Raw genomic sequence first — 14081 nt, 5'->3', positions numbered from 1 at the left:
GATGACGTTACTCGATGCTGATGACTGCCTGTTCTAAATTAAGAGTTGGAGCATGGTGTCGTCCGAAGACCGATCACACTTTTCGGCATCATGCTCTGCGCTGCAACCAGGCTTCGATGCCGCGCGCTGCCGCCCGGCCGGTCGCCAGGCAGGCGGTGAGGAGATAGCCGCCGGTCGGGGCTTCCCAGTCTAGCATCTCACCGGCAACGAAGGTGCCCGGCAGCGCGTTCAACATGTAGCTGTCGCCGATGCTGCTCCAGCGGATGCCGCCGGCCGAGGAGATCGCTTCGGCGATCGGGCGGGTTTCGATCACCGGCACCGATAGGGCCTTGATCATACCGGCGAGACGCTCGGGATCGGTCCGATCGCGCTCGGGGGCGAGTTCGCGCAGCAGCGCCGCCTTGACGCCGTCGAGGCCGGCACCCTTGCGCAGGCGGTTTGAAAAGCTCGATTTGGCGTCCTGCCGGGCAAGGTCGCGGCTCAGCCTCTCGATGGTGCGGCCGGGTGCGAGGTCGAGCGTCAGGGCAGCGCCGCCGTGGTTCAGCAGCCGGTCGCGGAGGCTGGCGGTGTGGGCATAGACCAGGCTGCCCTCGATGCCGCTCCCGGTGATGACGAATTCGCCGGGAAACGTGCCGGCCTCGGATGTTGCGGTGACCGACTTTACCGGCTCGCCGGCGAAACGTTCGCTGAAGCTTCCGCTCCAGCCGACGGCGAAGCCGCAATTGGCGGGCTTGAAGGGTTCGATCTCGACGCCTCTCTCCGATAGCCGAGCCAGCCAGCTTGCATCGGAGCCGAGGCGCGGCCAGCTTGCGCCGCCGAGCGCCAGCAGGGCTGCGTCGCAATGGACGATGCTGCGCCCTTCGGGCGTTTCGAAAGCATAGCCATCTTCGGCAAACCCGCTCCAGCGGTGGCGGGTGCGCAGCGTGGCGCCCTGCGCCTCCAGTCGCCTGAGCCAGGCGCGCAGCAAAGGCGAGGCCTTCATCACCTTCGGGAACACCCGGCCGGACGAGCCGACGAAGGTCTCGGTCCCGAGCCCTGCTGCCCAATGCCTGATATCATCAGGGGTAAAGGCATCAAGAGCGGGGCGCAGACGGGCGGAGGCCGCGCCGAAGCGTGTGGTGAAACGGGCATAATCCTCGGAATGGGTGATGTTGAGACCCGACTTGCCGGCCAGCAGGAATTTGCGGGCGAAGGTCGGCATGGCGTCGTAGACCGTCACCGCATGACCGGAACGGGACAGCAGTTCGGCAGCCGCGAGACCCGCCGGGCCGCCGCCGATGATCGCAATCCGTTTCTGGTTCATGGATGTCTTCGCCCGATTCTGTCTGCATTCAGTTTTGGCGCGGGCGCGGACCGCCTGCAAGGGCAGCGGTCAGTGGTGCGGATGTGTGCACTGGCCGTGGTCGGCGAGCACCTCGATGACTCGGCATTGGTCGACGCGGCCGTGGCCGCAGCCTTCCACCATGGTTTCCAGCTCGGCCTTCAGCGCCGTCAAGCTGCGGATGCGCTGCTCGACTTCGACGAGACGCGCCTTGGCGATGGCGTCGGCCGAGGCACAGGACTGGTACGGATCATCCTGCAGGGTGAGCAGCGTGCGGATCGCCTCGATCTCGAAGCCGAGTTCGCGGGCGTGGCGGATGAAGGCGAGGCGGCTGATATCGGCGGGCTCGAAGGAGCGCTGGTTGCCCTCGCTGCGGCTCGGCGCCGCGAGCAGGCCGATGCTCTCATAATAACGGACCGTCGGCACCTTGACGCCGCTTTGGCGAGCAGCTTCACCAATGGTGATCTTTTTCATGATTTTCCTCTTGCACCTCTAGTCGCTAGAGGATGTAGGAGGGATGCTTCTGTTTGACAAGGAAGCGGATGATGGCTGAGAGCGAGACACGATACCGGGTTGGCGGCATGGATTGCGCCGGCTGCGCAACCAAGATCGATACGGCGGTCAGACGCGTGGCGGGTGTCGCCGATGTTTCCGTCTCGGTGATGGCGGGCACGATGACCGTCCGCCACGATGGCAGCAGCGATCTCAAGGTGATCGAGAAGAAGGTGACCGGGCTCGGCTATTCCGTCGCGCCGCTTGCCGGAAGCGCTGCGCCGGCGCACACCCAGGGCTCGCAGCATCGTCACGACCATGGACATGACTGCGGCGATCACGCGGGCCATAGCCGTGACCATGCAAGTCATGACCACGACCATCCTCACGATCACGGCGAGAAGGAAATCGAGGGGCTGCACGGGCACGACCACGCGCCGATGGCGGGTCTCTGGTGGCAGAGCCGGAAGGGCCGGCTGACCATCCTTTCGGGTGCCGCACTCGTTGCCGCCTACGCCGTCGGCCATCTCGTGCCGGCGATTGCGTCCTATGCCTTCATCGTCGCCATGGTGGTCGGGCTGGTGCCGATCGCGCGGCGCGCTATCATGGCCGCCCTGTCAGGTATACCGTTTTCGATCGAGATGCTGATGACGATTGCCGCCGTCGGCGCCGTCATCATCAATGCCGGCGAAGAGGCGGCAACCGTCGTATTCCTGTTCCTCGTCGGCGAGATGCTGGAAGGGGTGGCGGCCGGCAAGGCGCGCGAAAGCATCCAGTCGTTGGCGGGTCTGGTGCCGAAGAATGCGCTGCTCGAAGACAATGGGCAGACGCGGGAAGTGCCGGCAGAAAGCCTTGCCGTTGGCGCGACTATCATGGTTCGCCCTGGCGACCGTATCTCTGCGGACGGCATCATCATCTCAGGCGAGAGTGCAATCGACGAGGCGCCGGTGACGGGCGAGAGCACGCCGGTGCGCAAGGGGGTCGATGCCGTCGTTTTTGCCGGCACGGTCAATGGCGATGCGGTGCTGAGGGTTCGCGTCACGGCGGCGGCCGCCGACAACACCATCGCCCGTGTCGTCAAGCTGGTGGAGGAAGCGCAGGAATCGAAGGCGCCGACCGAACGCTTCATCGATCGGTTTTCGCGCTATTACACGCCCGGCGTGGTCGTGGTTGCAGCACTGGTCGCGGTCGTTCCGCCGCTGCTGTTTGCCGGCCCGTGGGGCGAATGGGTCTATAAGGGCCTTGCGATCCTCTTGATCGGCTGCCCCTGCGCACTCGTCATTTCGACGCCGGCGGCAATTGCCGCCTCGCTTTCATCAGGTGCGCGGCGCGGGCTGTTGATGAAGGGCGGCGCGGTGCTGGAAACGCTCGGCAAGGTGACGATGGTCGCCTTCGATAAGACAGGCACGCTGACGGATGGCAGGCCTCAGGTCACCGATATCATCTCCTTCGGATTGAGCGAGGCGCAGGTGCTGTCGCGCGCGGCGGTGCTGGAGCAGGGTTCCAGCCATCCGCTGGCGCTGGCGATTCTCAACCGCGCCAAGTCAGACGGCGTTCCCGTGCCGCCGGCCTTCGAGCTGGAAGCGCTGCCGGGCAAGGGCGTCAGCGGCAAAGTCGGCGGCGAGACGCTGGACCTGCTGTCGCCGCCCGCCGCCTGTGAGCGCGGGGCGCTCAGTGCTGAACAGGATGCACGCATCGCGGCGCTGAACGACGAGGGCAAGAGCGTGTCGGTGCTGCTCGTCAACGGTGTTGCGGCGGGTTTGATCGCCATGCGCGACGAGCCGCGCGAGGATGCCGAGGCCGGGCTCGCTGCCCTCAAATCAGCAGGCGTCAAGGCGATGATGTTGACGGGCGACAACAAACGGACCGCGGCAGCCGTTGCCGGCATGCTCGGCATCGACTGGCGCGGCGAGATGATGCCTGAGGACAAGCAGCGGGTCGTCGGCGAATTGAAGCACCAGGGCTTCATCGTCGCCAAGGTCGGCGACGGCATCAACGATGCTCCGGCGCTGGCTGCTGCCGATATCGGCATTGCTATGGGCGGCGGCACCGATGTGGCGCTCGAGACGGCGGATGCCGCCGTGCTGCACGGACGCGTCGGCGACGTGGCGCGGATGATCGAACTTTCCAAACGCACGATGCGCAACATCCTGCAGAATATCACCATCGCACTCGCGCTGAAGGCGGTGTTCCTGGTGACGACGATCGCCGGTATCACCGGGCTCTGGCCGGCGATCCTCGCCGATACCGGCGCCACCGTGCTGGTGACGATCAACGCGCTGCGGCTGCTTCGGATAAAAATATAACATTCCTGACTTCCTCCTCCGGCGCTCGTCACCGGCGGGATGTCCCATCGACGATTCGAGCCAGGTCTCGAATCGAAAATCGCGGGACCGGCCATAGGTCGGCTCTCATCGTGAGGGCTTTCTCCACAGCTTGCTTTCTTTAAGCTTTCGTTATCCATCTTCTTCACAGGAACGTAGCGATTTCAAACCTGTCGTAACGCAATGCACAAACCATCCGTTGACGCGAATTTGGATTGGCGTACTATATCTAGTGTTCGAGGTTCCATCGATTCGTGAGGATCGGCGGCTAAGACGGGAATACGGTGCGCCTCGCCATCATGGCGCGGCAATGCCGGAGCTGCCCCCGCAACTGTAAGCGGCGAGCAACTGTCCGATTTCAGGTCACTGGAGCATGATGCTCCGGGAAGGCTGGGGCAGGGTGCTTTGACCCGTGAGCCAGGAGACCTGCCTCGAACGAAACGTCCACGGGCGGGGTGTCCGGAAGGTCGCGTTACATGGCTGCGGGGAATCTCCGCATCACGTTTCGCAGGCCTGAGCCTCCGCCCCCGAAACCTTCGCATTGAGCCACTTCGGGGTGAAGTCATGTCAGTATCTCAGTTCAGGCCGCCACCCGCTCGAGGTAGAGGGCGGAGCACGCCCAGCGGCTAAACGGCCGCATAGCTCAAATCACCAGAGATTTTTCGACGGATATCGGCAGATTTCCGATCGATGTCCTGCGTCCCAATCGCGTCACGAGGAATATCATGACCATTACCGTCTACAGCAAGCCTGCCTGCGTCCAGTGCACCGCCACCTACCGTGCCCTCGACCGCCTGGGTGTCGATTATGACATCGTCGATATCTCTGAGGATGCCGAAGCGCTCGATCGCGTCCGCAGCCTCGGCTACATGCAGGCGCCTGTCGTCATCGCCGGCGAGCAGCATTGGGCGGGCTTCCGCCCCGACATGATCAGCGCACTCTCCTGATCGAGAAAAGCGATGGGGCTGATCGTCTATTATTCCAGCCGATCCGAGAACACCCATCGGTTCGTCGCCAAGCTCGGACTGCGCGCAACGCGCATTCCGGCAGGCGCAGCTGACGCGTTCCATATCCGCGAACCCTTCGTGCTTGTTGTGCCGACCTATAGCGGCGACGGCGGCAAGGGTGCCGTTCCCAAGCAGGTGATCCGTTTCCTCAACGATGCGGAAAACCGAGGACACATCCGCGGCGTGATTGCCGCGGGCAACAGCAATTTCGGCGAGACATACGGGCTCGCCGGCGACGTGGTCTCGCAGAAATGCCAGGTGCCTTACCTCTACAGGTTCGAGCTGCTGGGCACGGAAGCGGATGTCGCCAACGTCAAACACGGAATGGAACGGTTTTGGACACGGGAACAACTCTGACGCGGGATGCGGGCGCAAAACCGCATAACACTTTTGCTCATCCCGCCGGCGAACGCCCTTTGAAAGCGGCGGAAACGCTCGACTATCACGCGCTGAACGCGATGCTGAACCTCTATGACGATGAGGGACGGATCCAGCTCGACAAGGATCGTTTGGCTGCCAAGCAGTATTTCCTGCAGCATGTGAACCAGAACACGGTGTTCTTTCACAACCTCCGGGAAAAGCTCGATTACCTCGTCACCGAGGGTTATTACGAGCAGGAGGTTCTCGACCAGTATTCCTTCAATTTCGTGCGCGATCTGTTCGACCAGGCCTATGCCAAGAAGTTCCGTTTCCCGACCTTCCTCGGCGCCTTCAAATACTACACCAGCTATACGCTGAAGACCTTCGACGGAAAGCGTTATCTCGAGCGCTATGAAGACCGCATCTGCATGGTGGCGCTGGCGCTCGCGCGCGGCGACGAGGGGCTTGCCCGCGACATGGTCGAGGAGATCATTTCCGGCCGCTTCCAGCCGGCGACGCCGACCTTCCTCAATGCCGGCAAGAAGCAGCGCGGCGAACTGGTTTCCTGCTTCCTGCTGCGCGTCGAGGACAATATGGAATCGATCGGCCGGTCGATCAATTCGGCGCTGCAATTGTCGAAGCGTGGCGGCGGCGTGGCGCTGTCATTGACGAACATCCGCGAGGCCGGCGCGCCGATCAAACATATCGAGAACCAGTCGTCGGGCATCATCCCGGTGATGAAGCTGCTCGAAGACAGTTTCTCCTATGCCAACCAGCTCGGCGCGCGGCAGGGGGCGGGGGCCGTCTATCTGAACGCCCACCACCCCGATATCATGCGCTTCCTCGATACCAAGCGCGAAAATGCCGACGAGAAGATCCGCATCAAGACGCTGTCGCTCGGCGTCGTCGTGCCCGACATCACCTTCGAACTGGCGAGGAACAACGAAGACATGTACCTGTTCTCGCCGTATGACGTGGAGCGCGTCTATGGCGTGCCGTTCACCGAGATTTCGGTGACGGAAAAGTACCGCGAGATGGCGGACGACGCCCGCATCTCCAAGAAGAAGATCAAGGCGCGCGAATTCTTCCAGGTGCTTGCCGAAATTCAGTTCGAGAGCGGCTATCCCTACATCATGTTCGAGGACACAGTGAACCGGACGAACCCGATCGCCGGGCGCATCTCTATGAGCAATCTCTGCTCGGAGATCCTGCAGGTGAGCGAGGCTAGCGAATATCATGACGACCTCTCCTACAAACATCTCGGCAAGGATATTTCCTGCAATCTCGGCTCGCTGAATATTGCCGCGGCAATGGATTCCGCCGATTTCGGCAAGACGATCGAAACCTCGATCCGGGCGCTGACGGCCGTTTCCGACATGAGCCACATCTCTTCGGTTCCTTCGATCGAGAAGGGCAATGACGAGAGCCATGCGATCGGCCTCGGTCAGATGAACCTGCACGGTTACCTCGCTCGCGAACGCATCTTCTACGGCTCCGACGAAGGCATCGATTTCACCAATATCTATTTCTATACGGTGACCTACCACGCAGTCCGCGCCTCGAACCTTTTGGCGGTCGAACGCGGCACGAGCTTCAAGGGCTTCGAAAACTCGAAATATGCCTCCGGCGAATATTTCGACAAATATACCGACCGGCTCTGGGAGCCGGCGACGGAGACGGTGAGGGCGCTGTTCGAGACCTCAGGCATTCACATTCCAACGCAGGAAGACTGGGCCGCATTGAAGACGGCGGTGATGGCCTCCGGCCTCTATAACCAGAACCTGCAGGCGGTGCCGCCGACGGGCTCGATCTCCTATATCAACCACTCGACCTCCTCGATCCATCCGATCGTCTCGAAGATCGAGATCCGCAAGGAGGGCAAGATCGGCCGCGTCTACTATCCGGCGCCGTTCATGACCAACGACAATCTCGACTATTATCAGGACGCCTATGAGATCGGGCCGGAGAAGATCATCGACACCTATGCGGCGGCGACCCAGCATGTCGACCAAGGCCTGTCGCTGACCTTGTTCTTCCGCGATACGGCAACGACGCGCGACATCAACAAGGCGCAGATCCACGCCTGGAAGAAGGGCATCAAGACGATCTACTACATCCGCCTTCGCCAGATGGCGCTCTCCGGCACCGAGGTGCAGGGCTGCGTGTCTTGTACGCTGTAAGTTGATTTCGGCCGCGAGCCAGAAGCCCCCTCACCCTAACCCTCTCCCCGCTGGGGAGAGGGGACTTGGTTGGGGATGACGCTGCCACAAGTCTCTTCTCCCCAGCGGGGAGAAGGTGCCGGCAGGCGGATGAGGGGGCGCCCAGACATATTCCTCAAGAGGGACGACCTAATGAACATGCAAATCAAACCCGCCTCCCGCGTGCGCGCCATCAATTGGAACCGCATCGAGGACGACAAGGATATCGAGGTCTGGAACCGGCTCACCGGCAATTTCTGGCTGCCGGAAAAGGTGCCGCTTTCCAACGACATTCCCTCCTGGGCAACGTTGACGGCGGCCGAGCAGCAGTTGACCATCCGCGTCTTCACCGGATTGACGTTGCTCGACACGATCCAGAACGGCGTCGGTTCCATCCGGCTGATGGAAGATGCGGTAACGCCGCATGAGGAGGCAGTGCTTTCCAACGTCTCCTTCATGGAGGCGGTGCATGCGCGCTCCTATTCCTCGATCTTCTCGACGCTGTGCTCGACGCCCGATGTCGACGATGCCTATCGCTGGTCGGAGGAGAACGAATTCCTGCAGCGGAAATCGGCGCTGATCATGGAGCAGTATCGCTCCGGCGATGCGTTGAAGAAGAAGGTTACGAGCGTCTTCCTCGAAAGCTTCCTGTTCTATTCCGGATTCTACCTGCCGATGTACTGGTCGAGCCGCGCCAAGCTGACCAACACGGCCGACATGATCCGGCTGATCATCCGCGACGAGGCGGTGCACGGCTATTATATCGGCTACAAGTTCCAGCGCGGGCTGGAACGCCTCGGCGACGAGCGGAAGCAGGAGATCAAGGATTTCGCCTTCGAGCTGCTGCTCGAGCTCTATGACAACGAGGCGAAATATACCGAGGCGCTCTATGACGGCGTCGGGCTGACCGAGGACGTCAAGAAATTCCTGCACTACAATGCCAACAAGGCGCTGATGAACCTTGGCTATGAGGCGCTGTTCCCGGCCGAGGCCTGCAAGGTCAATCCGGCGATCCTGTCGGCGCTTTCGCCGAATGCGGACGAGAACCACGACTTCTTCTCCGGCTCCGGTTCCTCCTATGTCATCGGCAAGGCGGTCGCGACGGAGGACGAGGACTGGGATTTCTGAGGCTTGATCGCCGTCTGCCTCTTATCATTTGCTCTCTGATCGCCCACATTCAGCGGAAACTAAATTCGGTCCTCGCCGATGATGCGGCATAGCGGGAGTTTTTGATGTCGTCTATTTTGAACAAGGCCGGGACTGCTGTCGAAGCGGACGAAGGCGTCTGGCCGATCCGCAGAAGACGGATTCTCGACTGGCTGGTGAACGAGACGCGCGGCGAGCGGTTCATCGACAATATCCTGGTGGAGATGTGCGAGAAGCTTTTGGCATCAGGAGTCCCGGTGGCGCGGGCGACATTGCATTTCAGGACGAACCATCCGCAATGGGTCGGTGCCCGCATTCTCTGGAAAGAAGGCCTGGCGGAAGCGAAGATCGACACATTTGCCTATGGTGTCGAAAATACGCCGGAGTTCCTGAACAGTCCCGTCAACGCGATCCATCAGGGTGCGGAGGAGGTGCGCAGACAGCTGGAAGGCACAGCCAACGGCGACGAGGATTCATTCTATCAGGAATTGCGCGACGACGGCCTCACGGAGTATATCGCCTGGCCCCTCGAGCATACTTTCGGCAAACGGCACGTCGCGACATTTTCCACCCGCCGGCCCGGCGGTTTTACCAGCGAGCACGTCGATTTCCTGCGGGACCTGCTGCCGGCCCTGACTCTCGTCAGCGAAATCCGGCTGAAGAACATCATGGCCCGCACGCTGCTGCAGACTTATGTCGGACCGCATGCGAGCGAACAGATCCTGTCAGGCGTCACGACGCGCGGCAGCGGTGCGACCGTTGGTGCGGCCATCATGATCTGCGACCTGCGCGACTTTACGGCGATCTCCGATCTCTGGCCGCGCGACGATGTCATCCACCTGCTCAACGACTATTTCGACGCCATGTCCGATCCCATCGAGCGGCATGGCGGAGAGATCCTGAAGTTCATGGGCGACGGATTGCTGGCGATCTTTCCGCTGAGCAAGGACACGGCCTGTCATGATCTGCTGCAGGCGATCCGCGAAGGGCAGGCGTTGATGGCGCAATTGAATGAGCAGTATGCGGGCAACGGACGCGAACCGCTGCGCTATGGCGTCGGCGTGCATGTCGGCGACGTTATGTACGGCAATATCGGCTCGCGCCGGCGGCTGGATTTCACCGTCATCGGCCCTGCGGTCAATGTCGCCTCTCGGCTGGAAACCTTGACCAAGGAGGTCAAGCGTCCAGTACTCTTATCGCGGGCCTTCGTCGAAATGGCGGACTGCGCGAAGGACATGGATAGCCTCGGCACTTTCCCGCTGCGCGGGCTTGGAGAGCCCGTCGATGTTTTCGCCTTTCCGGAGCGTGTTGCTGCATAGTTTCAGTGCAGGCAGGCTCATACGCCTCGCTTGTTTCCCCAGAGCAGCACGTGCAATTGGGGCAGTACGCGTACCGAAAACCATTGGTCGGCCGTCACCTTATCGACAAGCCAGTACATCCGATCCATCACGCCGTCGATATCAATGCGTGCGTCATCGTCATCGGGCGGCGGCGGCGTATGATTGCCGGGCTGAAGGAACAAGGGAATTTGGGGATAGCGCTGCCCCGCCCCTTGGGCGAATTCGTAGTCGGCATCGTCGAAAATGACAATCTTCAGCATGACTTCCGGTCCGTCGGCGGCCAATTGAAGACAGTGATCCACCTGGTCCCAATCCGTCAGCATTCCGCTTGATGGCGGTTTGGGGCTGACGACCAGGACGTCGAGATCGCGAAACCATGCCTGGGCTACGCTTCCCTGTGTTTCCAGGGCAAAGCGGTATCCTTGCGAATGGCCAAGCTCGATCAGTGGCCTTAAGGGCTGTATCGCCGGATTGCCGCCGGAAAGGGAAACCGTCAGTGGCTTTCCCCCAGAGAGTTCCGTGACTTTATGCCAGACTGCCTCAGTGGACATGGGAATCCATTGATCCCGGAACGCGCTGTCGACCGCGTGAAGGCTGTCGCACCAGGCGCACCGATAGTCACAGCCGCCTGTCCTCACGAACACCGTCGGCAGCCCGATCAAGGCACCTTCACCCTGTATGGTCGGGCCAAAGATTTCGCTGACGCGAATGGTTCCGACGCTCACGGCCTGTACTCCGCCCAGGTTTTAGGGGTCTCGCTGACGCGAACGGATGATGTCTCCGGGAAGCGCTGCTTGCACCAGTCGTAAAAGTGCCTTGCCAGAAATTCGGAGGTAACTTTCGAATGGCCGAAGACATCGTTCAGGTGACGATGATCGAAAGTTTCGTCGATATAGCGTTTGAGCGGCGAGAGGTCGTGATAGTCACGGACGAAGCCATCATCATTCAGGTTTTCCGCAGCCAGTTCGACGACGACGACGTAGTTGTGACCGTGGAGCCGAGCACATTGATGGTCGGCAGGCAGGTGATCCAATTGATGGGAGGCGGAGAGATGAAACTCCTTGGTGATGCGGTACATCAACGCACCTCCGTGGCCGAGTATCGCGAGATCGCCGCTTTCCAGAAATCCCGGTCTTCGTACTCGGTGGGATCGGGGACGCCGGCAAAATGGAAAGCCTCACGGCGTTCCACGCAGGTGCCGCAGCGCCCACAGTGGAGCTCGCCGCCTTTGTAGCAGGACCAGGTTTCCGAAAACGGCGTGCCGTGTTTTTCGCCGTCAACAACGATCGCGGCTTTGGAAATATCGACGTATGGGGCCAGCAGTTTCACGCTGGCGTAGCCGTCCAGCGCTTCGTTCTGCATGCGCTGGAAAGCATCGATGAAGCCAGGCCGGCAGTCCGGATAAATGAAGTGGTCGCCGCCATGCACGGCGACGGCAACGGCATCTGCTTTTTGCGCCGCAGCCAGACCGAACGCGATTGCCAGCATGATGGCGTTGCGGTTGGGCACGATGGTGGCTTTCATAGTCTCCTCGGCGTAGTGGCCATCCGGAACCTCGACATTATCAGTCAGGGCCGATCCGCTGAGATGGCCGCCGATGCCGGCGATGTCGATGATATGATGGGGAACGGAGAGGCGTAAGGCACATCTGGCGGCGAAGTCGAGTTCCTTGCGATGCCGTTGGCCGTAGTCGAAGGAGACGAGACCGATAAGTTGTTTTTCCGTCGCTACCTTGTGGGCAAGCGAAACGGAGTCCAGTCCGCCGGAGCAGACGACGATGGTTTTCATATTTTGGATCCCTTGTTTTGACCGGGTGGGCTGCGACCGGATTACGCGGTGCTTCTAGGACAAATCACGCGTCATGGAAACAGTTTTGAAGCGTGAGCGTCATTAAACGATGAGATGACGTTGATTTCACGCCTGTTTTCATGGGTTCGGGGTACTAACGCCTCCCATAGCCGAGTAGCCTAACCGATCGGAAAGTTGATCTGCGGTGGCAGCAGGAGCTGCAGATCCTCGGCGTCCGGATTGCTGATGCGCTGCAGCAGCATGCGTCCCAGATCCTCGCCAGCCGCCGTCAGGTCCTCGTGGATAGTGTCGACCTTCGGCTGCAGCTGGGTGAGAAGGCGGGACGTCTCCTTTGCGACGATGTCGTAATCGACGGCGAGTATGCGGCCGGCATCGCTCATGCCGCTGATGACGGCGAGCGCCGAAACTTCGCCGGGACAGATGAAACCATCAGGAGCATCCGGGGCATCAGCGCGGCTGCGGATGAAGTCGCGCAGCACGTCTGCCGGTGTATCGAGATCGACTGCCTCGGGGATTTCATAGGCAATGCCTGCCTCCCGCACCGCCGTCATGAAGCCGTGCAGGATATGCTGGCAGAAGGTCAGCCGTTTTGGCGGCAGGATCACCATTACCTTTTTGCGGCCCTTGGCGATCAGCCGGCGCGCCGCCTCATAGGCAAAGGTGAAATTGTCGTAGTCGACATAGGGGTGCGGCGTCGAAAATTCGGTGCGGCCGTGGCAGACAAAGGGAAAGCCGGTTTCGAGCAGCAGGCGGACGCGGGCATCGAGCGGTTCGGTGCGCGTGAAGATCAGCCCGTCGGCGAGATGGTTGCGGATGATGTATTCGGCGGCCTCGATATCGGTCGTCGACAGGAAGTTCGGGGCGACGACAAGATGGTAGGAGGTCTCCTTCAGCGCCTTGGCGATGCCGTACATGATCGAGGTACTGAAACCGACCACTTCCTCGTGCGAATCGAGCAAGATGGCGATGACGTTGGTGCGACCGGTCTTCAGACGTTGCGCGGCGCGGTCGGGGAGGTAGCCGATCTCGCGGGCGATGCGGTGCACCCGTTGACGGGTATCGAGCGAAATCTGCGGCGCATCGGAAAGCGCCCGTGACACCGTCGTCACCGCAAGGCCGGCGATCGTGGCGATCGTTCGCAAGGTCGGCTTGCCGCGCTTATGCGTGATATCGAGATTTTCGCCGCGCTGCGGTCGGGACGGTTCGGTCACCCTTAGTTTTCCATGCTGGATTTGCCGACACAATAACACGACGTTTTCAGCAAGCAATCGACGAATGAAAACGTTTTAAATTTTAACGTTTTGTTAGTCACGAATATAATTCATAGCAAATTCAATAGAATGGCGAAATAGCCATATTTTTCTCGACTGTCGAGAGAGGGCTTGACGGCCAATGACTTATAACGTTTTAAATTAGCAACCGCGCGGAGGAGTGCGGCCGTATGCTGACCGCTGCAAGAGCGGGAGGCATCGGGCGGCAGGGAGGTCCCGCCGCCGATTTGCAAACGGGAGGAAATTCATGCGCAAGTTTTTGAGCTCGGCAGCTGTTGCTGTCGTGATGATGGCTGGCCTCAGTGCGGCCCACGCCGCCGACGTCAAGGAAGTACAGATGCTGCACTGGTGGACGTCCGGCGGCGAGGCAGCGGCGCTGAACGTTCTGAAGCAGGATCTTTCGAAGGAAGGGTATGCCTGGAAGGACGTGCCGGTTGCCGGCGGTGGCGGCGATGCGGCGATGACGGCGCTGAAGGCGATGGTGGCGGCCGGCACCTATCCGACGGCCTCGCAGATGCTCGGCTATACCGTGCTCGATTATGCCCAGGCCGGCGTCATGGGCGATCTGACGGAGACGGCGAAGAAGGAAGGGTGGGACAAGTCGGTGCCGGCAGCCCTGCAGAAGTTCTCCGTCTATGACGGCAAGTGGGTTGCCGCCCCGGTCAACGTCCACTCGGTCAACTGGCTGTGGATCAACAAGGCTGTCATGGACAAGATCGGCGGCACCCAGCCGAAGACCTTCGACGAACTGATCGCGCTGCTCGACAAGGCCAAGGCTGCTGGCGTCATCCCGCTGGCGCTTGGCGGCCAGAA

13 protein-coding genes and 1 riboswitch are annotated in these 14081 nt (G+C 60.9%); of the genes, 7 read left to right on the top strand and 6 right to left on the bottom strand.

The annotated features are described in order from the left end of the window. Positions 1 to 88: 88 nt before the first annotated feature. Positions 89 to 1303: a TIGR03862 family flavoprotein gene (locus ACIPSK_RS31955; protein WP_162119420.1), complete on the bottom strand. Its 1215-nt coding sequence runs from the start codon at positions 1301 to 1303 to the stop codon at positions 89 to 91. Positions 1304 to 1372: 69 nt separating this feature from the next. Next, on the bottom strand, positions 1373 to 1795 hold the full coding sequence (locus ACIPSK_RS31950) for a MerR family transcriptional regulator (protein WP_017968027.1): 423 nt from the start codon (positions 1793 to 1795) through the stop codon (positions 1373 to 1375). Positions 1796 to 1866: 71 nt separating this feature from the next. On the opposite strand from ACIPSK_RS31950, the gene ACIPSK_RS31945 reads away from it, so the two are divergent. The 6 genes from ACIPSK_RS31945 (at position 1867) to ACIPSK_RS31920 (ending at position 10167) form a co-directional block, all read left to right on the top strand. Then, positions 1867 to 4119, top strand: coding sequence for a heavy metal translocating P-type ATPase (locus ACIPSK_RS31945; RefSeq protein ID WP_162119419.1), 2253 nt, complete (start codon positions 1867 to 1869; stop codon positions 4117 to 4119). 240 nt (positions 4120 to 4359) lie between these two features. Next, positions 4360 to 4585, top strand: a riboswitch (cobalamin riboswitch). A gap of 277 nt (positions 4586 to 4862) precedes the next feature. Next, on the top strand, positions 4863 to 5084 hold the full coding sequence (nrdH, locus tag ACIPSK_RS31940; protein ID WP_017968025.1) for a glutaredoxin-like protein NrdH: 222 nt from the start codon (positions 4863 to 4865) through the stop codon (positions 5082 to 5084). Positions 5085 to 5096: 12 nt separating this feature from the next. Further along, complete coding sequence (nrdI, locus tag ACIPSK_RS31935) at positions 5097 to 5501, top strand: class Ib ribonucleoside-diphosphate reductase assembly flavoprotein NrdI (RefSeq protein ID WP_162119418.1); 405 nt, start codon at positions 5097 to 5099, stop codon at positions 5499 to 5501. Continuing rightward, the gene (gene nrdE, locus ACIPSK_RS31930; RefSeq protein ID WP_162119417.1) at positions 5480 to 7684 is read left to right on the top strand and encodes a class 1b ribonucleoside-diphosphate reductase subunit alpha; all 2205 of its coding nucleotides are present in this window, start codon (positions 5480 to 5482) and stop codon (positions 7682 to 7684) included. The genes nrdI and nrdE overlap by 22 nt, the downstream gene beginning before the upstream one ends. 171 nt (positions 7685 to 7855) lie before the next feature. Next, the gene (gene nrdF, locus ACIPSK_RS31925) at positions 7856 to 8830 is read left to right on the top strand and encodes a class 1b ribonucleoside-diphosphate reductase subunit beta (protein WP_162119416.1); all 975 of its coding nucleotides are present in this window, start codon (positions 7856 to 7858) and stop codon (positions 8828 to 8830) included. A 104-nt stretch (positions 8831 to 8934) separates the two neighbouring features. Then, on the top strand, positions 8935 to 10167 hold the full coding sequence (locus tag ACIPSK_RS31920; RefSeq protein ID WP_162119415.1) for an adenylate/guanylate cyclase domain-containing protein: 1233 nt from the start codon (positions 8935 to 8937) through the stop codon (positions 10165 to 10167). Positions 10168 to 10184: 17 nt separating this feature from the next. Here ACIPSK_RS31920 and queE read toward each other — a convergent pair whose 3' ends face one another. From queE to ACIPSK_RS31900, 4 genes are all read right to left on the bottom strand, one after another. Then, positions 10185 to 10913: a 7-carboxy-7-deazaguanine synthase QueE gene (gene queE, locus ACIPSK_RS31915; RefSeq protein ID WP_162119414.1), complete on the bottom strand. Its 729-nt coding sequence runs from the start codon at positions 10911 to 10913 to the stop codon at positions 10185 to 10187. Then, a complete protein-coding gene (gene queD / locus ACIPSK_RS31910) occupies positions 10910 to 11266 on the bottom strand; it encodes a 6-carboxytetrahydropterin synthase QueD (protein WP_162119413.1) in 357 nt (118 codons plus the stop codon). Before queD ends, queE begins: the two co-directional genes overlap by 4 nt. Further along, on the bottom strand, positions 11266 to 11976 hold the full coding sequence (gene queC / locus ACIPSK_RS31905; RefSeq protein ID WP_162119412.1) for a 7-cyano-7-deazaguanine synthase QueC: 711 nt from the start codon (positions 11974 to 11976) through the stop codon (positions 11266 to 11268). The genes queD and queC overlap by 1 nt, the downstream gene beginning before the upstream one ends. 179 nt (positions 11977 to 12155) lie before the next feature. Further along, the gene (locus ACIPSK_RS31900; protein WP_162119411.1) at positions 12156 to 13208 is read right to left on the bottom strand and encodes a LacI family transcriptional regulator; all 1053 of its coding nucleotides are present in this window, start codon (positions 13206 to 13208) and stop codon (positions 12156 to 12158) included. A 307-nt stretch (positions 13209 to 13515) separates the two neighbouring features. Here ACIPSK_RS31900 and ACIPSK_RS31895 point away from each other — a divergent pair. Further along, positions 13516 to 14081: ABC transporter substrate-binding protein (locus tag ACIPSK_RS31895; protein ID WP_446533125.1), on the top strand; the 566-nt coding region annotated here is incomplete at its 3' end.

The sequence above is a fragment of the Rhizobium sp. LARHSG275 genome, assembly GCF_052871115.1.
The sequence above is the reverse complement of the archived record's forward strand: the minus strand, read 5'-3'. Positions and strand labels throughout refer to the sequence as shown.

Coding starts and splice junctions, on each gene's coding strand:
- ACIPSK_RS31955 (WP_162119420.1), bottom strand. CDS start 1,303: ATGAACCAGAAACGGATTGCGATCATCGGCGGCGGCCCGGCGGGTCTC.
- ACIPSK_RS31950 (WP_017968027.1), bottom strand. CDS start 1,795: ATGAAAAAGATCACCATTGGTGAAGCTGCTCGCCAAAGCGGCGTCAAG.
- ACIPSK_RS31945 (WP_162119419.1), top strand. CDS start 1,867: ATGGCTGAGAGCGAGACACGATACCGGGTTGGCGGCATGGATTGCGCC.
- nrdH (WP_017968025.1), top strand. CDS start 4,863: ATGACCATTACCGTCTACAGCAAGCCTGCCTGCGTCCAGTGCACCGCC.
- nrdI (WP_162119418.1), top strand. CDS start 5,097: ATGGGGCTGATCGTCTATTATTCCAGCCGATCCGAGAACACCCATCGG.
- nrdF (WP_162119416.1), top strand. CDS start 7,856: ATGAACATGCAAATCAAACCCGCCTCCCGCGTGCGCGCCATCAATTGG.
- ACIPSK_RS31920 (WP_162119415.1), top strand. CDS start 8,935: ATGTCGTCTATTTTGAACAAGGCCGGGACTGCTGTCGAAGCGGACGAA.
- queD (WP_162119413.1), bottom strand. CDS start 11,266: ATGTACCGCATCACCAAGGAGTTTCATCTCTCCGCCTCCCATCAATTG.
- queC (WP_162119412.1), bottom strand. CDS start 11,976: ATGAAAACCATCGTCGTCTGCTCCGGCGGACTGGACTCCGTTTCGCTT.